The following is a 19,265-nucleotide window of genomic DNA, read 5'->3' on the forward strand; positions in this document are numbered from 1 at the left end:
TCAGTACCGCCAGCGGGTGGCCGCGGCCACCTCCTCGGGCGCGGCCGCCGCGTACTGCTCGGCCTCGGCCCGGCGCACGGCGCGCACCGCCTCGTACAGCGGCTCGCCCAGCGCCTCGCGGAGCACCGCCGAGCGCTCGTACGCGGCCAGCGCCTCGAGCGCGCTCCCCGGCAGCCGGGGGACGGTGCCGGGCGGCGCCTCGGCCGGGTCCCCGGTCAGCTCGGGCGGCAGGGCGCGGGGGCGGTCCAGCCCGGCGAGGCCGGCGGCGAGCACCCCGCCGACCGCCAGGTACGGATTGGCGCTGGCGTCGAAGCACTTGACCTCGGCGTTGGCCGCCGCGGCCCGCTCCCCGGTGGAGCCGGTGACCAGGCGCAGCGCGGCCTCGCGGTTCTCCAGCCCCCAGCACCGGTAGGCGCCGGCCCAGTGCTGGGGCACCAGCCGCAGGTACCCGGCGGGGCTGGAGCAGCCCAGCACCAGCAGTTCGGGCAGGGCGTCGAGCACCCCGGCGAGGAAGGCCTCGGCCTCGGCGGTGAGGCCGTGCGGGCCGGGGCCGCCGTGGCCGAGGTTGCGGCCGTCGCGCCAGAGGCTGAGGTGCAGGTGCCCACCGTTGCCGACCGCGCCGGCCTCGACCACGGGGGCGAAGGAGGTCCGCAGGCCGTGCGCGGCGGAGACGGCCCGCACGGTGTGCCGGACCAGGACGGAGGTGTCGGCGGCGGCGACCGGGCCCTCGGGGGCGACCGAGACCTCGAACTGGCCCGGGGCGTACTCGGGGTGGACCTGCAGGACGGTCAGCCCCTGCTTGCCGAGGGCGCGCAGGACGTCGCGCAGGTAGTCGGAGAGGTCGGTGAGCCGGTGCATCCCGTACGCGGGGCCGTCCGTCGGGTACACCGGCGGCTCCGCCGGGCTCCCGGTGAGGGCGACCACCCACTCGACCTCGATGCCGGCCTTGAGGCTCAGGCCGCGCGCGGCCGCGGCGGCCTCCGTCCGGCGGGCGAACAGCCGCTGGCAGCCGGGGTGCGGCTCGCCGGCCTGGGTGTAGCGGTCGGCGGGGGCCCAGGCCCAGCCGGGCTGGGCGGCCAGCGGGACGGCCCGGTCGAGGTCGGGGTAGAGCCGCAGGTCCCCGGTGGGGCCGCCGATGTGGGTGCTGGTGGTGGTCGCGTCGTCGGCGAGGAAGACGTCGAAGCAGGGCGCGGCGCCGACGCCCCATTCGGCGGCGTGCCGCAGGCCGGCGAGCGGGACGGCCTTGACCCGGGCGATGCCCGCGTTGTCGATCCAGGTGAGGGCCACCGCCTCGACGGCGGAGGTGCGCAGCCGGTCGGCGGCGTCCTCGGCCCTGGCCGCGCGCTCGGCCCGCGGGGGCAGCGCGACGGCGGTCGCGGCTGCGGCCACGGCGGCGGCGGTCGCGGGTGCGGGGTCGGCGGCCCGGGCGGCCGACCCGGTGCTCGTTCCGGTGGTCATGTCACCCATGCTGCCCCGCTCCCCCGGGTTCGGTAACTCCCCTATCGAGTGGTCCAAACGGACGACCGTCCACCCGTTCACCCGTTCGGGGAGCGGACCATGATTTTCCAGGTCGGACCCCTTCCTACCGGTGAGTAGCTTCGCTACAGTGGCCGCACGCACCACCGCCGGGCTTCGGGAGCCGCACCGGCGGGATCCGCGTCGCCGTGCGTCCACGGCGCTCGCGCGGTGCGTCTTCACCGGCCGGTGCCGCGCACGGCGGCCGACCGGATCCCCGTCTCGTACCAGCGTCGCTTCCTTCACACCTGAGCGCCTGTACAGCACGGCACACCCCCTGTACGGCCGGAGCGGACCGGCCGCCGCCCGGGTGCGCCGGAACCGTCATCTCCCCAGCCCCCGCGCGTGGACCCTCCTCCGGCGGCGGCCGCGTGCCCGTTCGTCGACGGCGTTTCCGTCGACGGGGTGCGCCGGCCGCCCGCCGGAGCACGCGCGGGCCCTTCATGACTAGGAGTCAGGACATGGAGCGTCCCTTCCCCACGGTCGCGGTCGTCGGCCTCGGCACGATGGGTGCCGGTGTCGCGGTGGCCGTCGCCAAGAGCGGCCGCCGGGTGATCGGCATCGAGGCCGGCGAGGACTCCGCCGCCCGGGCCCTGGCCCGGATCGAGGAGGCGACCGCGCACGCCGTCGAGCGGGAGCGGATCACCGCCGAGGAGCGCACCGCGCTGCTGGCCCGGATCACCGTCGGGCACGAGCTGGCGGCCGCCGCCGAGGCGGACCTGGTGATCGAGGAGGTGCCCGAGCAGCTGGAGCTGAAGCGGGAGGTCTTCGCCGAGCTGGACCGGATCTGCCCGCCGTCCACCGTGCTGGCCACCGGCACCACCGCGCTCCCGGTGACCCGGATCGCCGCCGCCACCGCCCGTCCGGAGCGGGTGCTGGGCCTGCACTTCTTCAACCCGGTGCACAGCATGAAGCTGGTCGAGGTGGTCCGCACGGTGCTGACCTCCCCGCAGACCGCCGAGGACGCCGCCGCCTTCGCCCGCGACCTGGGCAAGGAGCCGGTGGCGGCGGGCGACCGGGCCGGCTTCGTGGTGAACGGCCTGCTCTTCGCGTACCTGAACCAGGCCGCCGCGATGTACGAGTCCAAGTACGCTTCCCGGGAGGACATCGACGCCGCGATGCGGCTCGGCTGCGGCCTGCCGATGGGCCCGCTGGCGCTGCTCGACCTGATCGGCATCGACACCGCGCGCACCGTGCTGGAGGCGATGTACGAGCAGTCCCGGGACCGCCTGCACGCGCCCGCGCCGATCCTCGGCCAGCTGGTCGCGGCCGGGCTGCTGGGCCGCAAGACGGGGCGCGGCTTCTACGCGTACGAGGCGCCGGGCTCGTCCAAGCCGGTGGACGCGGCGACCGGGCCGGCGCGGCCGAAGGGGCCGGGCCGCGAGGTGCGCACGGTCGGCGTCTGCGGCTCGGGCACCATGGCCACCGGCATCGTCGAGGTGTTCGCCAAGGCCGGGCACCCGGTGCTGCTGGCCGCCCGCAGCCAGGAGAAGGCGGACCGGGCGAAGGAGCAGCTGGCCAGGTCGCTGGAGCGCTCGGTCGCCAAGGGCCGGATGACCGCCGAGCAGCGGGACGCCGCGCTGGCGCTGGTCACCCCGGTCGGGCAGTACTCCGAGCTGGCGGACGTCGACCTGGTGGTCGAGGCGGTCGCCGAGGACCTGGCGGTCAAGCGGGAGCTGTTCGCCACCCTGGACAAGGTCGTCCGCCCGGGCGCGGTGCTCGCCACCACCACCTCCTCGCTGCCGGTGATCAGCTGCGCGACCGCCACCTCGCGGCCGCAGGACGTGATCGGCATGCACTTCTTCAACCCGGCGCCGGCGATGAAGCTGGTCGAGGTGGTCTCCACCGTGCTGACCGCGCCGGAGGTCACGGCGACGGTGCTGGAGCTGACCGCGAAGGTGCGCAAGCACCCCGTGGAGTGCGGCGACCGGGCCGGCTTCATCGTCAACGCGCTGCTGTTCCCCTACCTGAACGACGCGGTGCGGATGCTGCAGGAGCACTACGCGACGGTCGACGACATCGACACCGCGATGAAGCTCGGCTGCGGCTACCCGATGGGCCCGTTCGAGCTGCTGGACGTGGTCGGCCTGGACGTCTCGCTGGCCATCGAGCGGGTGCTGCACCAGGAGTTCCGCGAGCCCGGCCTGGCCGCGGCGCCGCTGCTGGAGCACCTGGTCGCGGCGGGCTGCCTGGGCCGCAAGACCGGCCGCGGCTTCCGCGACCACGCGCGCCGGTGACCACGCCTCAGAGCGGCGCCTCGCCGTCGCCCGGCCCGGCCGGGCCGCAGAGCAGTGGCGCCGCCCACGGCAACGGCGCGGCGCCGCTGGGCGCCGCCCGGCCCGGCTGGGCCCCGGGCACGGTCTCCGCGCGCTGGCCGCGCCCGGCCGTGACCGGCCCGGTCGCGCCGGTACGGCGGGGAAGGGCCGCGGCCCCTGCGCCCGGGCCGTGTAGCGTTCCGGGCATGGATCGGGTTCAGTCAGCCACCCCGCAGCACCCCGCCGGCCCCCGCGGCGGCGACCGGACGGCCTCCGCGACCGGGGGCAGTGGACCGGACGGCGGGCCCGGCAGCCGCCGGGCGGCGGCCCAGCGCCAGCAGATGCGCCAGGACCTGGCCACGGCCGCGATGGACCTGTTCGCCTCGCAGGGCTACGAGGAGACCACGGTCGACCAGATCGCGGCCGCCGCCGGAGTCGCCCGGCGCACCTTCTTCCGGTACTTCCGGTCGAAGGAGGAGGCGATCTTCCCGGACCACGACGACACCCTGATCCGGGTGGCCGACCTGCTGGCCAGCGCCGAGCCGGAGGAGCACCCGCTGGACGTGGTCTGCCGCGGCATCAAGGAGGTGCTGCGGATGTACGCCTCCACGCCGGGGGTGTCGGTGGCGCGGTACCAGCTGATCCGGCAGGTCCCGGCGCTGCGCGAGCGGGAGATCGCCGTGGTGGCCCGCTACGAGCGGCTGTTCACCCGCTACCTGCTGGGCCGCTTCGACACCGGCGAGCCGATCCCGACCGGTTGGCAGATCGGCGGCGAGGACGACTCGATGCTGGCCGAGGTGTCGGCGGCGGCGGTCGTCGCGGCGCACAACCACGTGCTGCGGCGCTGGCTGCGGGCCGGCGGCCGGGGGGACGTGGAGGCGCAGCTGGACCACTCCTTCGAGGTGATCCGGCGGACCTTCTGGGCTGCCAGCGCGCCGGGTGCGAGGCGCCGCGGCTCCCTGGTGGCACCGGGTGCCAGTGGGACCTTCGGGGAGGCGGTGGCGGAAAGCGCACTGAGTGCCAGCCCTGGAGGTGAGGTGCTCATCACAGTCGCCCGGACGGACGCTCCGCTGGACGTGGTGGTCGACAGCATCCGGGCCGCACTGAGCGGCGCCCGGGACTCCTGAACCCCACATAAGAGCAGGTCAGAGCGATATCGAGGGCCCGCGTCGAGCAGTCGACGCGGGCCTTTCGCATGCCCGTGCGACGCGCGTCGCGTGCCCTTCCAGGCCTCTCCGGGGGGTCGAAATTCGTGACACCCGGTGTCTTTACGCCTGGCACAGGGTGCCACTACCTTGTTACTCACCAGTCGCGGCGCCGCGGCTCCCCACCTCGGCGCGCCGTCGTCCGGCGTTCCCACACCCCGGGAGCAGTGCCAGTACCCGCCCGATCCACCCCGGGCACCCGAACTGACCAGCCCACCACCCGTCGTCCCAGCGAAGCCGGTGTCCGCTCCCGGCTCCCCCAGACGCCCTGTGTCCCTCACACAGGTACGCCTTCGGAGGCAGCCATGCAGGAAATCCTCGACGCGATCCTCAGCGCCGACGCCACGTCGGCGGACTTCGCGGCCATCAAGCTCCCCGAGTCCTACCGGGCCGTGACGCTCCACAAGGACGAGGAGCAGATGTTCGCCGGCCTCGAGAGCCGCGACAAGGACCCGCGCAAGTCCCTCCACCTCGACGAGGTGGCCCTGCCCGAACTCGGCCCCGGCGAGGCCCTGGTGGCCGTCATGGCCAGCGCGGTGAACTACAACACCGTCTGGAGCTCGATCTTCGAGCCGGTCTCCACCTTCGGCTTCCTGGAGCGGTACGGCCGGCTGTCGCCGCTCACCAAGCGCCACGACCTGCCGTACCACGTCGTCGGCTCCGACCTCGCGGGCGTGGTGCTGCGCACCGGCGCCGGGGTCAACGCCTGGAAGCCCGGCGACGAGGTCGTCGCGCACTGCCTCTCGGTCGAACTGGAGTCCCCGGACGGCCACAACGACACGATGATGGACCCGGAGCAGCGCATCTGGGGCTTCGAGACCAACTTCGGCGGCCTGGCCCAGCTCGCGCTGGTGAAGACCAACCAGCTGCTGCCCAAGCCCAAGCACCTCACCTGGGAGGAGGCCGCCTCCCCGGGCCTGGTCAACTCCACCGCGTACCGCCAGCTGGTCTCGCGCAACGGTGCCGGCATGAAGCAAGGCGACAACGTGCTGATCTGGGGCGCCAGCGGCGGCCTCGGCTCGTACGCCACCCAGTACGCGCTGGCCGGCGGCGCCACCCCGATCTGCGTGGTCTCCAGCGACCAGAAGGCCGAGATCTGCCGGGCCATGGGCGCCGAGGCGATCATCGACCGCTCCGCCGAGGGCTACAAGTTCTGGAAGGACGAGAACAACCAGGACCCGCGCGAGTGGAAGCGCCTCGGCGCCAAGATCCGCGAGTTCACCGGCGGCGAGGACGTCGACATCGTCTTCGAGCACCCGGGCCGGGAGACCTTCGGCGCCTCGGTGTACGTCACCCGCAAGGGCGGCACCATCGTCACCTGCGCCTCCACCTCCGGCTACATGCACCAGTACGACAACCGCTACCTGTGGATGTCGCTCAAGCGCATCGTCGGCTCGCACTTCGCCAACTACCGCGAGGCGTTCGAGGCCAACCGCCTGATCGCCAAGGGCAAGATCCACCCCACCGTGTCCAAGGTCTACTCGCTGGAGGAGACCGGCCAGGCCGCCCTGGACGTGCACCACAACAAGCACCAGGGCAAGGTCGGCGTGCTCTGCCTGGCCCCCGAGGAGGGCCTGGGCGTGCGCGACGCCGAGTTCCGCGCCCAGCACATCGACGCCATCAACCGCTTCCGGAACGTGTGAGACGGACCAGATGACTGAGCCTCAGAAGCGCGACCGCCCCTGGCTGATGCGGACCTACGCCGGGCACTCCACCGCGAGCGACTCCAACGCGCTCTACCGGCGGAACCTGGCGAAGGGCCAGACCGGCCTGTCCGTCGCCTTCGACCTGCCGACCCAGACCGGCTACGACTCCGACCACATCCTCGCCCGCGGCGAGGTGGGCCGGGTCGGCGTCCCGGTCGGGCACGTCGGCGACATGCGCACCCTGTTCGACGGCATCCCGCTCGAACAGACCAACACCTCCATGACGATCAACGCCACCGCGATGTGGCTGCTGGCGCTCTACCAGGTGGTCGCCGAGGAGCAGGGCGCGGACATCGCCAGGCTCACCGGCACCACCCAGAACGACATCGTCAAGGAGTACCTGTCGCGCGGGACGCACGTCTTCCCGCCCGGCCCCTCGGTGCGCCTGATCACCGACATGATCGCCTACACGGTCGGCAACATCCCCAAGTGGAACCCGATCAACATCTGCAGCTACCACCTGCAGGAGGCCGGGGCGACGCCCGTCCAGGAGATCGCCTACTCGATGTGCACCGCGATCTCGGTGCTCGACGCCGTCCGCGACTCCGGCCAGGTGCCGGCCGAGCGGATGGGCGAGGTGGTCGCCCGGATCTCCTTCTTCGTGAACGCCGGCGTGCGCTTCGTCGAGGAGATGTGCAAGATGCGCGCCTTCGGCCGGCTCTGGGAGAAGGTGACCCGGGAGCGCTACGGCGTCACCGACCCGAAGCAGCGGCGGTTCCGCTACGGCGTGCAGGTCAACTCGCTCGGCCTGACCGAGGCCCAGCCGGAGAACAACGTCCAGCGGATCGTGCTGGAGATGCTGGCCGTCACGCTGTCCAAGGACGCCCGCGCCCGCGCCGTCCAACTCCCCGCCTGGAACGAGGCGTTGGGCCTGCCCCGGCCGTGGGACCAGCAGTGGTCGCTGCGCATCCAGCAGGTGCTGGCGTACGAGTCGGACCTGCTGGAGTACGGCGACATCTTCAACGGCTCCGAGGTGATCGAGGCCAAGACCGCCGAACTGCTGGCCGGTGCCGAGGCGGAGATCGCCAAGGTGCTGGAGATGGGCGGCGTCATCCCGGCCGTCGAGTCCGGCTACCTGAAGTCCAACCTGGTCTCCTCGCACGCCGCCCGCCGGGCCCGGATCGAGGCCGGCGAGGACAAGATCGTCGGCGTCAACTGCTTCGACACCACCGAGGAGAGCCCGCTCACGGCCGACCTCGACACCGCGATCATGGTGGTCGACCCGGCCTCCGAGCAGTCCGTGCTCGCCAACCTGGAGGCCTGGCGCGGCAGCCGCGACGAGGCCGCCGCCCAGCAGGCGCTCGCCGAGCTCAAGGCCGTCGCCGCCACCGACGCCAACCTGATGCCGGCCACCCTCGCCTGCGCCCGGGCCGGCGTCACCACCGGCGAGTGGTCCTTCGCCCTGCGCGAGGTCTTCGGCGAGTACCGGGCGCCCACCGGCGTCGGCGGCGCCCCGGTGGCCGTGGCCGCCGAGCCCGGCGGCGAACTCGCCCAGGTCCGCGACGCGGTGGCCGCCACCGCCGAGGAGCTGGGCGCCGGGAAGCTGCGCCTGCTGGTCGGCAAGCCCGGCCTGGACGGGCACTCGAACGGTGCCGAGCAGATCGCCGTACGGGCCCGCGACGCCGGGTTCGAGGTGGTCTACCAGGGCATCCGGCTCACCCCGGAGCAGATCGTCTCCGCCGCCGTCGCGGAGGACGTGCACTGCGTGGGCCTGTCCATCCTCTCCGGCGCGCACTCCGAGCTCGTCCCCGACGTGCTGAAGCGGCTGCGCCGGGCCGGGGTGGAGGATGTTCCGGTGATCGTGGGTGGCATCATCCCGGCAGCGGACGGCGAGGCCCTCAAGGCCGCCGGCGTCGCCGCCGTGTTCACCCCGAAGGACTTCGGCATCACCACCATCATCGGCCGGATCGTGGACGAGATCCGGCTGGCCAACAAGCTCCAGCCGTGGACGCCCGCACCGACCGCGGCAACCAGCTGACCACTGGGAAGGAACCCTCGATTTCCATGACTGCTGTCAACCGACTGCGCCCGCGCCGCTCCTGCCTCGCCGTACCGGGCAGCAACCCGCGCTTCCTGGAGAAGGCCCAGGGCCTGCCGGCCGACCAGGTCTTCCTCGACCTGGAGGACGCCTGCGCCCCGCTGGTCAAGGAGAGCGCCCGGCACAACATCGTCGACGCCCTCAACAACGGCGACTGGGGCAACAAGACCCGCGTCGTGCGCGTCAACGACTGGACCACGCACTGGACCTACCGCGACGTGATCACCGTCGTCGAGGGCGCCGGCCAGAACCTCGACTGCATCATGCTGCCCAAGGTGCAGACCGCCGAGCAGGTCAAGGCGCTCGACCTCCTGCTCACCCAGATCGAGAAGACCATGGGCTTCGAGGTCGGCAAGATCGGCATCGAGGCGCAGATCGAGAACGCCAAGGGCCTGATCAACGTCGACGCGATCGCCGAGGCCTCGCCGCGCGTGGAGACCATCATCTTCGGCCCGGCCGACTTCATGGCCTCGATCAACATGAAGTCCCTGGTGGTCGGCGAGCAGCCCCCCGGCTACCACGCCGACGCCTACCACTACATCCTGATGCGCATCCTGATGGCCGCCCGCGCCAACGACCTGCAGGCCATCGACGGCCCGTACCTGCAGATCCGCAACGCGGAGGGCTACCGCGAGGTGGCCGGCCGCTCCGCCGCGCTCGGCTTCGACGGCAAGTGGGTGCTGCACCCGGACCAGGTCGCCATCGCCAACGAGGTCTACTCGCCCTCGCAGGAGGACTACGACCACGCCGAGCTGATCCTCGACGCCTACGACTGGTGCACCTCCGAGGCCGGCGGCTTCAAGGGCTCCGCGATGCTCGGCGACGAGATGATCGACGAGGCCAGCCGCAAGATGGCCCTGGTCATCTCCGGCAAGGGCCGGGCCGCCGGCATGCAGCGCACCTCGAAGTTCGAAGCCCCGGAGGCCTGATCATGCAGTTCGGACGCACCTACGAGGAGTTCGAGGTCGGCGCGGTCTACAAGCACTGGCCCGGCAAGACGGTCACCGAGTACGACGACCACCTCTTCTGCCTGCTCACCATGAACCACCACCCGCTCCACATGGACACCAACTATGCGGAGAAGACGACGGACTTCGGCAAGAACGTCGTGGTGGGCAACTACATCTACTCTCTGCTGCTCGGCATGTCCGTCCCGGACGTCTCCGGCAAGGCGATCGCCAACCTGGAGATCGAGTCGCTGCGGCACGTCGCGCCGACCTTCCACGGCGACACCATCTACGGCGAGACCACCGTGCTCGACAAGTGGCCCTCCAAGTCCAAGGACGACCGGGGCATCGTCTACGTCGAGACCAAGGGGTACAAGCAGGACGGCACGGTCGTCTGCATCTTCCGCCGCAAGGTGATGGTGCCGACCGAGACGTACATCAAGGAGCGCGGCGGCGAGCAGCCCGGGCGCCCCACCCCGCTCTCCTGACTCCTCCCGAAGAGCTCCTCCCGAAAAGAAAGACCCCGGACGGGGAGGCCGCCGTCATCGGCCGACCCCCACCCGGAACGGGGGCCCTGCTGCCGCAGCCACGCCGGCAGGGCCCCCGGCAATCCCCCCCCCCCGGACCCTCAGAACAAATCGGAGCCGCACGATGGGACGCCTGGCACAGACCGACGGCCTCACCGAGATCCAGCGGGACATCCTCGCCACCGTGCGGGATTTCGTCGACAAGGAGATCATTCCGGTCGCGACCGAGCTGGAGCACAAGGACGAGTACCCGACCGCCATCGTCGAGGGCATGAAGCAGCTCGGGCTGTTCGGCCTCACCATCCCCGAGGAGTACGGCGGCCTCGGCGAGTCCCTGCTCACCTACGCCCTGGTGGTCGAGGAGATCGCCCGCGGCTGGATGTCCGTCTCCGGGATCGTGAACACCCACTTCATCGTGGCGCACATGATCAACGCCCACGGCACCCAGGAGCAGAAGGACTACTTCCTGCCGAAGATGGCCGCCGGCGAGCTCCGCGGCGCCTTCTCGATGTCCGAGCCCGGTCTCGGCTCGGACGTTTCCGCCATTTCCACCAAGGGCGTCAAGGACGGCGACTTCTACGTCCTCAACGGCCAGAAGATGTGGCTCACCAACGGCGGCACCTCCACCCTGGTCGCGGTCCTGTGCAAGACCGACGAGGGCGGCAGCACCCCGTACAAGAACATGACCACCTTCCTGATCGAGAAGACGGCCGGCTTCGGCCCGAACCCGACCGTGCCCGGCCTCACCGTGCCCGGGAAGATCGAGAAGATGGGCTACAAGGGCGTCGACACCACCGAGCTGGTGCTGGAGGACGTCCGGATCCCCGCCGACCGCGTCCTCGGCGGCGTCCCCGGCAAGGGCTTCTACCAGATGATGGACGGCGTCGAGGTCGGCCGCGTCAACGTCGCCGCCCGCGGCTGCGGCGTCGCCCGCCGCGCCTTCGAGCTGGGCATCTCCTACGCCCAGCAGCGTTCCACCTTCGGCAAGAAGATCGCCGAGCACCAGGCCATCCAGTTCAAGCTGGCCGAGATGGCCACCAAGGTCGAGGCCGCGCACCAGATGATGGTCATGGCCGCCCGCAAGAAGGACAGCGGCCAGCGCAACGACCTGGAAGCCGGCATGGCCAAGTACCTGGCCTCCGAGTACTGCAAGGAGGTCGTCGAGGACGCCTTCCGCATCCACGGCGGCTTCGGCTTCTCCAAGGAGTACGAGATCGAGCGCCTCTACCGCGAGGCCCCGATGCTGCTCATCGGTGAAGGAACTGCGGAGATCCAGAAGATGATCGTCGGGCGCCGGCTCCTCGAGGAGTACAAGATCGCCGAGTGATCGGCCTCCGATCACCGGATGATCACCGGTCGATCAGCGGGCGATCACCGCGCGGTCGCGGTTCGATCGCTGGTTGATCGCTGATCGATCGCCGATTGATCGCTGATCGGTCGCCGATCGGTCGCCTTCCGATCACCGGGCCGCGGGCGGGGAACGCCCGCGGCCCCCGCGAACAGCCGGGAGACGGGCGTGCGGGCCCGCCCCGGCAGAGCGCCGTGCCCCGTCACGGGCCCGGCCTGGTCCGCCTGGGTCCGGCACGGCCCTCCGGAAGCGGCCGCAGGGCGTACAGCTGCAGCAACGCGCCCTGCGGCCGCTTCCGTACACCCGTTTCCGGGCGTCCCGGCCGTTTCCCCCGGCCCCTCGACCCCCCGCTGCCCCGGCGGGTTCAGCCCGCTCCGCCGCTGAGACAAGAGTCACCAGCCGCGTCCGGTCCCTTGGGAACCGGAGCGGGCCGAGCTACGGTCATAGAGGTGGGTGCCTGTACGCGCTCCCGCCGGACACATGAACGAGCAGGCGGGTTGCCCACCCACCGTGTGCTCCCGATAGCATCCACCGGGACAGCAAGCCGTCCCTCTATTACCGATCCCGCGGTGGCCCCCCGTCCAGCGGCCATGATCCCCCGCGACAAAGGTCTTCGATGCCCATCAGCCCGTCCCCTCACACCTCCGTCACGGACCGCGACGTCCTCGCAGCCCGGACGGCCGGTCGGCGACCCCGCGTGACCATCGCGCGCGGAGCCACCCCCTGGTTCGTCCCCACCCTCGCCACGGCCGCCGTGACCACCGCCCTCACCCGGCGCAGCGGCAAGTGGGCCCTGGCGGCGGTCCCCGCCTGCGCGCTGAGCGCGGGCATGCTGTGGTTCTTCCGCGACCCCGAGCGTGAGATCGGCACGGGCAGAGTGATCTCCCCCGCGGACGGCGTGGTGCAGAGCATCGACGCCTGGCCGGACGGCCGCACCCGCGTCGCGATCTTCATGAGCCCGCTCAACGTCCACGTCAACCGCGCGCCCCTTCCGGGCACGGTGACGTCGGTCGAGCACGTCGCGGGCGGCTTCGTGCCCGCGTTCAACAAGGACAGCGACCAGAACGAGCGGGTCGTCTGGCACTTCGACACCGAACTCGGCGACATCGAGATGGTCCAGATCGCGGGGGCCGTGGCCCGCCGCATCGTGCCGTACGTGGCCGCCGGTACCAAGGTCGAGCAGGGAGACCGGATCGGCCTGATCCGGTTCGGGTCCCGGGTCGACACCTACCTGCCGGCCGGCGTCGAGGTCGGCGTCGAGGTCGGCCAGAAGACCACAGCCGGGGTGACGCGCCTTGACCGTGACTGATCCTGAGACAATCGTCGGCCTGGACGACGAGGAGACGTCCCTGCGCCGCCGCCGCTGGGCGCGCGACCGCGAGCTGCGCGCCCCGCGCTCTCCGCAGCACCTGTCCACCGCCGACTTCCTGACCCTGGGGAACGCCGTCTGCGGCTTCCTGGCGATCTACTCGATCACCACCGGGGTCCTCGTCCCGCACATCACCAACCCGGACGCCGCTCCGGACCGGCACAGCGCCGCCACCGCGGTCACGCTGCTGCTGATCGGCTCGATGTGCGACCTCTTCGACGGCCTGGTGGCGCGCAAGCTGCGCTCCTCGGCCCTCGGGGCGGAACTGGACAACCTGGCCGACCTGATCAGCTTCGGCATCGCGCCGGCCTACTTCGTCGCGGTCTGGGGCATGGTCTCGTCGACCGGCTCCAGCAGCAAGCTCTCGGCGCTCATCGCGCTGACCGTGCTGCTCGCGGTCGTGCTGCGGCTGGCCCGCTTCTCGGCCGTCAAGATGCGGCCCGGGGTGTTCCAGGGCATGCCCTGCCCGATGGGCGCGATGACGGTGATCGCCATCGTGCTGCTCGACCCGCCGTTCCAGCTCGGTCTGCTCGCCATCTTCGGCGCCGCGTACCTGATGGTCAGCCGGATCGAGTACCCGAAGCCGCAGGGGCTGCTGGCCACCGCGACGCTCTGCTGGATCGTCGTCTCCATCGGCTGCCTGGCCGCCTGGGCGACCGGCCTGCCGGGCGGCGACGCGCTGCTGCACGTCGGCGCGTTCGCCCAGATCACGCTGGCCGCGATGGCGCCGCTGCTGGTCATCCGGCGCAAGGTCGGGCAGAAGGTCGGCGACGTCCGCGCCCGGCGGGCGGAGTCGCGGCTCGGCTGAGACCGATCGCCTGCACGCGGAAGGGCCCGGAACCTGGTGGTTCCGGGCCCTTCTTCCGTTTGCCTTCCGTCTGCGCCGACCGCTACGCGCCGCCGTTGTGGACGCTGAACGCGGAACGGCGGGCGGCCCGCGCCACGCCCGGGTCCGGGTGCACGCCCGAGACCGCCGTCAGCACCGAGGCCGCGCGCGGGTGACCCGACTGCCGGGCCCGGGCGAACAGCCGCACCGGGTCGCCGGCCGAGGCGCCCTCGACGTGCCCGACCAGCAGCTCCGTCTCACCGTGGTCCAGCACCGCCGCCGCGGTGTCCACCCACAGCCAGGCCGCGTCCTCCGCGCCCAGCACGTCCGCCGGGGAGACCCCCTCGTCCGCGCGCTCGGCCAGCCACAGCAGCGCGTACGGGCGCAGCACCGGCTCGTCCACCGCCGCCCGCACCGCCTGCTCCGCCGGGCCGCCGGCCACCCGCAGCGCCTCGAAGGCCAGGCCGCGCACCAGCGCGTCGTCGCCCTGGGCCGCGTCCAGCAGCTCGGCCACCGCGCGGTCCGCGGGACGGGCCGCCACCCAGGCCCGGTACTCCGCCCGGGCCGGGCCCGGGGAGTAGTCGGCGCAGGCGTTCAGCAGCTCGAAGGCGCTCTGCTCGATGTGCCCGGCCGCGGTCTGCGCGACGGTGCAGATCTCCTCCAGCTTCGCCCGCACCGCCCAGTGGCCCAGCGGGGACAGCTCGGCGGCGTCGTCCGCGCGGACCACCGCGCCGACCGCCGCCAGGCCGTCCAGCATCCAGTCCAGTACGGCGGCCACGTCGGACGGCGCGGCCGGGGTGTCGATCTGCGGCTCCCGGCAGGTGCCGCGCACGGCCGACACGGCGGAGGCCGCGTGCGGCACCGGCGAGATGCCCGGGCCGACTGCGCCGCCCACGCGGCGCTCGTCCAGGCCGCGGCGCAGCAGCTCCAGCAGCTCGACGTCGGCGACCGGGCCGTCCACCAGGTGCAGGAAGGACAGCAGCTGCGGGGCCTGGTCGACGGCCTGGCCGGCCAGGACGGCGAACACGCCGCGCAGGGCGGCGGGCGGGACGGGCGCGAGCAGCGTCCAGGCGTCGAACAGCGCGGACCAGCCGCGCACCACGGCCTCGTCGTCGTGCTCCCAGGCGTGCAGGCGCCAGCCGGGGCCGGCTCCGCCGTCCCGGGCCTCCACCAGGCCGACCAGCAGGGCCTGGCCCCAGGCCTTCGCGGCGGCGCCGACCGTCATCGCCAGCGCGCGGCCCGCGGCGCGGGCGTCCTCGGGCAGCAGCTCGCCGCGCTTGTCGACCTCTTCCAGATCGCCGGCCCAGCGGGCGATCCGCACGGCGTCCACCAGCATCCGGCGGGCCAGCGGCGCCAGCTCGGCGGGGGCGGGGAAGCCCTCCGGGACCGGAACCCGGCCCCGCCCGGGCGCCGGGGCCGGGCCCCGTCGGCGGGGTACGCCGGGCCTGGGTACACCGGCCCCGCCCGGCCTGCCACCGGCTGGCCGGTGGGCCGTACCGGGGAGACGGGTCACCGTCGCACCGGTACCGATCGTCGGTTGGAGCGGGGCATCACGGTCGCGCGGGTTCCGAGACGTCACGTCGAGCAGTCTTCCCCTTGCACGGGCCTTCTGTCACATCCGGTTGTCCGTACGACCGGACGCGCCCGGACGGCACCTCCGCAAGATCGGGCAACAGTGGCAAACCGGCTGGCCGGAAACGTGTGGCGGGTCCATGCCAGGGTGCGGGGGTCGGTCGCGGTGCCCGACCGGGCGGTCACGCTCCGTGTACGGGCGCCCGCCGGAGCCGCCCGGGCCGTCGGACGGGACGTCGGACGGGCAGTCGGACGGGCGGGGCGGAAATCGGACCCATCGGTTTCGGGTTCCGCGTTTCGTGTTCCGTGTTCCGCGTTCCGCGTTCCGCACGGAAAGTCGACAGGGCCGACTTCTCGCGCACAACGGGGCGGCGGGAAAGCGAATGAAGAAGCGGGCATCGACTTCCCGTGCGGTGCGAACCGCCGGGCGAGCGCCGAAGATCGGCCACGGACGAACCGGGTTCGGGAGCGGCGAAAGCGCGGGAAGTCGGCCGGTCCGACTTCCCGCGCTTTCGCATTCGTTCCTGGGAGCTCACAGGAGATCACAGGAGATCACAGGAGGGGGGTGAGCCAGCGGCGGAGGAGTTCGGTGTAGCGCTCGGGGGCGGAGTTCCACAGCGCGGCGTGGTCGGCGCCGGGGAAGGCCTGGAGGCTGACCACGTCGTGCCGGGCGTGGGCGAGGTGCTCGGCGGCCCGCAGCGGGGCGATCGGGTCGTCCGGGCTCTGCAGCAGCAGGGTGGGCACGTGCAGGTCGGCGCCCTCGGCGATGCGGGCGAAGTCGGCGAGGTCGACGCCGGTGCGGCCCTGGGCGGCGAGCGCGCCGAGCTCGGCGACGGCGCCGGACCAGCCGGCCCGGCGGGCGTCGCGCCGGGCACTGGCCTGGAGGTCCAGCACCGGCGAGTCCAGGATCAGGCCGCGGACGGCGTGCGACCAGGCGGAGCGGGCGGCGGCCTGCAGGACCATGGTCGCGCCGACCGACCAGCCGTACAGGATGACCTTGCCCGCGCCGTTGTCGAGCGCCAGCCGGATCGCCGACTCGACGTCCCGCCACTCGGTCTCGCCGAAGTGGCTGAGCCCGTCCGGGGAGGCGGGGGCACCTTCGTCGCCGCGGTAGGTGACGGCCAGCGCGGGCATGCTGAGCCGGTCCAGGACGGGGAGCACCGGGAGCGTCTGCTGCCGGTCGGCGCCGGGGCCGTGCACCAGGATCACCCAGGTGCCGCGTTTGCCGTCGACGTACCAGGCGGGGAGGTCGCCGAGTTCGCCCTCGGCGGTGGTCCCGGTGAAGGGGAGGCCGAGCGCCGTGGTCGGGTCGCCGAGCAGGACGCGCGGGGTGAAGCGGACCTCGGTGCCGGGAGCCAGGGTGCCCCGGTCGGCCCGGACGAGCCGCCGGGTGACGCCCTGCGCGTCGCTGTGCAGCACCTCCTCGACGACGGCGTGGCCGCCGCCCTCCCACTCGACCGCCCAGCGGCCGGGGCGCAGGCTCTCCGGGCGGCGGGTGAAGGTGACCCGGCCGGCGGCGAGGCGCTGGACGACGAGCGGCCCGGACTCCGGCGCGGCGGTCTCCGGCCGCACCATCCGCTCCGAGGCCTTGCGACCGACCACCAGGACGGCGGCCCCTACGGCGGCGGCCGCCACGACGGCTGCGGTTCCCCAACGCATTTCGTTCCCCGCTCTGCTGGTCGGTCCGGGCGGTGTTCGTGCACCAGTTCACCGGCGGGCGGCGCGCCGGGCCACCGGGCTGGGCCGTCCGGGGCACGGGGACGGGGGATCAGGCGGGATTTCGGTGGTCCGGTGGCCGAGAAGTCGCCAGGAGTTCCAGGAAGCGGTCGGTGAGGCGCCCGGCGACGGGTCTGACGCCCGGGGCGCCCCAGTGGCCGGGGACGGCGTGCTCCTGATGGAGGGTGGCAAGGGCGGCGGCCAGGTCGTCGCGGTCGGCCGGGACGATCCGGGCGACGGCCGCCAGGTGCGCCTGCCAGCGACCGTCCACGCAGCGCCGCAGCAGCCGGTCGAGGGCGTCCCGGCGGCCGGTGGCCTCGACGAGGGCGGCGGGGGCCAGCCCGAGCGTCTCCGCCAGGGCGCGGGTCGCGGCCGCGTCGCCCTCCCAACGGCCGGTCCGTTCGGCCTCCCGGTAGACGGGCAGGGCGACGCCGATCCGGCCGGCGGCCGCCTGCTGGGTCAGTTCGCGGGTCAGCCGGTGGTCGCGCAGCCCCACCGGGCGGGTGCCCATCAGCTGGGCGGCGGTGCACCACAGGACCCGGGCGAGCGCGACCAGCTCCGTCTCGTCCGGGTGCAGCTCACCGCTCTCCCAGGCGCGCACGTGGGCGGGCAGCAACCTGACGCCGTGTGCGGCCAGTCCCTCCGCGACCTGCTCGGGCGTCAGGCCGAGGCCGGTGCGGTGGGAGCGGGCGGCGGCGGGCGAGAACGGCACCGGGAGCGGGGCCGGGGGCTGTCTGCGGCGCATGGCCGAACGGTAGGGGCGAGCGGCGGGCCGGGCCCAGGTGCCGAAGCCACGAAGCGGCCGGGGCGGGGCCGGCGCACGGCTGGGCGATCGCACAGCTCGGCGCGGTGCGCGCTGTGACCAACCCCTCCGTGACCTCGGTTGACTGCCGGTTCGGCAGCGTGATGGGATTCCGGGGCCAAACGGAGGCATGGAGAGGAAGCCGGTGCGAGTCCGGCGCGGTCCCGCCACTGTCACCGGGGAGCACGCTCGGACAACGCCACGGCGGGCCGTCAGTTATCGCTGGGGGCTGCTGGAAGGCCCGGGAGTGCGTCCGACCCGGAAGCCAGGAGACTCTCGCCCCCGGTACGTCGAGCCAGGGCGCGGACCCTGAGTGAGGACACGCACGCGATGCAGGCTGCCCCACCCCGCCGGACTTCGAGCTGCCTTCCGCCGTGCGCCCGGTAGCCGCGCGGGCCGTCGACGCGCGGGCGCTCGCCGCGCGCCCCGTACGCCCGGCGGCCCGGGCCGCCGCGTTCGCGCTGGGCGCCGTCGCCGGGTACGCCGTCGACGCCCGTTTCGCCGATCCCCGCCGCGGCCACCCGGTGGCCGCCTTCGGCACCGCTGCGACCGGGCTGGAGCGGCGGCTGTGGCGGGACGGCCGGGCGGCCGGCGCGGCGTACACGGCGCTGTGCGTGGGCACCGTCGCGGCCGGCGCGCTCGCCCTGGACCGCACAGTCGGCCGGCGCCCGCTGGGCCGGGCGGCGCTCGCGGCGGCCGCGACCTGGACGGTGCTCGGCGGCACCTCGCTGACCCGGGAGGCGCGCGCCATCGGCCGCTCGCTGGCCGCCGGCGACCTGGCGGCCGCCCGGGAGCGGCTGCCGCACCTGTGCGGGCGGGACCCGAGCGCCCTGGACGAGCAGCAGATCGCCCGCGCCGTCGTCGAGTCGGTGGCCGAGAACACCGCCGACGCCGTGGTCAACGCGCTGGCCTGGGGCGCCCTGGCGGGCACGCCGGGCCTGCTGGCGTTCCGTGCGGTCAACACCCTGGACGCGATGGTCGGCCACCGCTCGCCCCGCTACGCCCGGTTCGGCTGGGCCTCCGCCCGGCTGGACGACGTCGCGGGCTGGCCGGGCGCCCGGCTGACGGCGCTGCTGACGGTGGCCGCCGCCCCCGAGCCGCGGACCGCCTGGCGGGTCTGGCGGCGGGACGGCTCCGCGCACCCGAGCCCGAACGCGGGCCAGGCCGAGTCGGCCTTCGCCGGCGCGGTCGGCGTCCGGCTGGGCGGGACCTTGCAGTACGGCGAGCGGGTCGAGCACCGGCCCGTACTGGGCGAGGAGTTGCGGCCGGTGACGGTGGACGACATCGAGCGGGCCTGCACGCTGTCGCGGCGGGTCGGCGCGCTGGCGCTGGGTACGACGGTCGCGGGGCACGTGCTGCTGCGCGCGTTCCGCAAGAGGGGTGGGGCATGAGCGAGCGATGGGGGTACCCCCGGCCGGAGGCTGGGGGAGAGCGAGCCA

At 73.4% G+C, this 19,265-nt stretch carries 14 protein-coding genes and 1 riboswitch; of the genes, 10 read left to right on the plus strand and 4 right to left on the minus strand.

Annotated features, from left to right (window positions below):
* On the minus strand, positions 1-1,458 hold the full coding sequence (locus AB2U05_RS08410; protein WP_369182908.1) for a glutamine synthetase: 1,458 nt from the start codon (positions 1,456-1,458) through the stop codon (positions 1-3).
* Between the two features lie 518 nt (positions 1,459-1,976).
* On the opposite strand from AB2U05_RS08410, the gene AB2U05_RS08415 reads away from it, so the two are divergent.
* The 9 genes from AB2U05_RS08415 to AB2U05_RS08455 all read left to right on the plus strand — a co-directional run bounded on the left by AB2U05_RS08415 (position 1,977) and on the right by AB2U05_RS08455 (position 13,718).
* Entirely contained in the window at positions 1,977-3,752 is a 1,776-nt protein-coding gene (locus tag AB2U05_RS08415) for a 3-hydroxyacyl-CoA dehydrogenase family protein (RefSeq protein ID WP_369182909.1), read from the plus strand.
* Between the two features lie 224 nt (positions 3,753-3,976).
* On the plus strand, positions 3,977-4,897 hold the full coding sequence (locus AB2U05_RS08420) for a TetR family transcriptional regulator (RefSeq protein ID WP_045699380.1): 921 nt from the start codon (positions 3,977-3,979) through the stop codon (positions 4,895-4,897).
* 383 nt (positions 4,898-5,280) lie between these two features.
* Positions 5,281-6,618 carry a crotonyl-CoA carboxylase/reductase gene (gene ccrA, locus AB2U05_RS08425; RefSeq protein WP_045708892.1) on the plus strand — a complete coding sequence of 446 codons (1,338 nt, stop codon included), beginning with the start codon at positions 5,281-5,283 and terminating at the stop codon, positions 6,616-6,618.
* Positions 6,619-6,628: 10 nt separating this feature from the next.
* Positions 6,629-8,659 carry a protein meaA gene (locus AB2U05_RS08430; RefSeq protein WP_369182910.1) on the plus strand — a complete coding sequence of 677 codons (2,031 nt, stop codon included), beginning with the start codon at positions 6,629-6,631 and terminating at the stop codon, positions 8,657-8,659.
* Positions 8,660-8,685: 26 nt separating this feature from the next.
* Positions 8,686-9,648, plus strand: coding sequence for a CoA ester lyase (locus AB2U05_RS08435; protein ID WP_045704035.1), 963 nt, complete (start codon positions 8,686-8,688; stop codon positions 9,646-9,648).
* Positions 9,649-9,650: 2 nt separating this feature from the next.
* Positions 9,651-10,154, plus strand: coding sequence for a MaoC family dehydratase (locus AB2U05_RS08440; RefSeq protein ID WP_045704019.1), 504 nt, complete (start codon positions 9,651-9,653; stop codon positions 10,152-10,154).
* 163 nt (positions 10,155-10,317) lie between these two features.
* Positions 10,318-11,520 carry an acyl-CoA dehydrogenase family protein gene (locus tag AB2U05_RS08445; RefSeq protein WP_045704018.1) on the plus strand — a complete coding sequence of 401 codons (1,203 nt, stop codon included), beginning with the start codon at positions 10,318-10,320 and terminating at the stop codon, positions 11,518-11,520.
* Positions 11,521-12,157: 637 nt separating this feature from the next.
* Positions 12,158-12,850 (plus strand): phosphatidylserine decarboxylase, encoded by a 693-nt coding sequence (locus AB2U05_RS08450; protein WP_045704017.1) that lies wholly within the window; start codon positions 12,158-12,160, stop codon positions 12,848-12,850.
* A 40-nt stretch (positions 12,851-12,890) separates the two neighbouring features.
* On the plus strand, positions 12,891-13,718 hold the full coding sequence (locus AB2U05_RS08455; RefSeq protein ID WP_045704033.1) for a phosphatidylcholine/phosphatidylserine synthase: 828 nt from the start codon (positions 12,891-12,893) through the stop codon (positions 13,716-13,718).
* A gap of 82 nt (positions 13,719-13,800) precedes the next feature.
* Here the strand turns inward: AB2U05_RS08455 and AB2U05_RS08460 are convergent, their stop codons facing one another.
* The 3 genes from AB2U05_RS08460 to AB2U05_RS08470 form a co-directional block, all read right to left on the minus strand.
* A complete protein-coding gene (locus tag AB2U05_RS08460) occupies positions 13,801-15,072 on the minus strand; it encodes a hypothetical protein (protein ID WP_045704015.1) in 1,272 nt (423 codons plus the stop codon).
* A gap of 788 nt (positions 15,073-15,860) precedes the next feature.
* Positions 15,861-16,967 carry an alpha/beta hydrolase family protein gene (locus AB2U05_RS08465; RefSeq protein WP_369182911.1) on the minus strand — a complete coding sequence of 369 codons (1,107 nt, stop codon included), beginning with the start codon at positions 16,965-16,967 and terminating at the stop codon, positions 15,861-15,863.
* 109 nt (positions 16,968-17,076) lie between these two features.
* Entirely contained in the window at positions 17,077-17,769 is a 693-nt protein-coding gene (locus AB2U05_RS08470) for a helix-turn-helix domain-containing protein (RefSeq protein ID WP_369182912.1), read from the minus strand.
* A 191-nt stretch (positions 17,770-17,960) separates the two neighbouring features.
* A riboswitch (cobalamin riboswitch) is annotated at positions 17,961-18,102 on the plus strand.
* A gap of 98 nt (positions 18,103-18,200) precedes the next feature.
* Here AB2U05_RS08470 and AB2U05_RS08475 point away from each other — a divergent pair.
* Positions 18,201-19,217, plus strand: coding sequence for a cobalamin biosynthesis protein (locus AB2U05_RS08475; protein ID WP_369182913.1), 1,017 nt, complete (start codon positions 18,201-18,203; stop codon positions 19,215-19,217).
* The last annotated feature ends 48 nt before the right edge of the window (positions 19,218-19,265 follow it).

The sequence above is a fragment of the Streptomyces sp. Y1 genome, from assembly GCF_041053115.1.
Lineage (GTDB): Bacteria > Actinomycetota > Actinomycetes > Streptomycetales > Streptomycetaceae > Kitasatospora > Kitasatospora rubellomurina.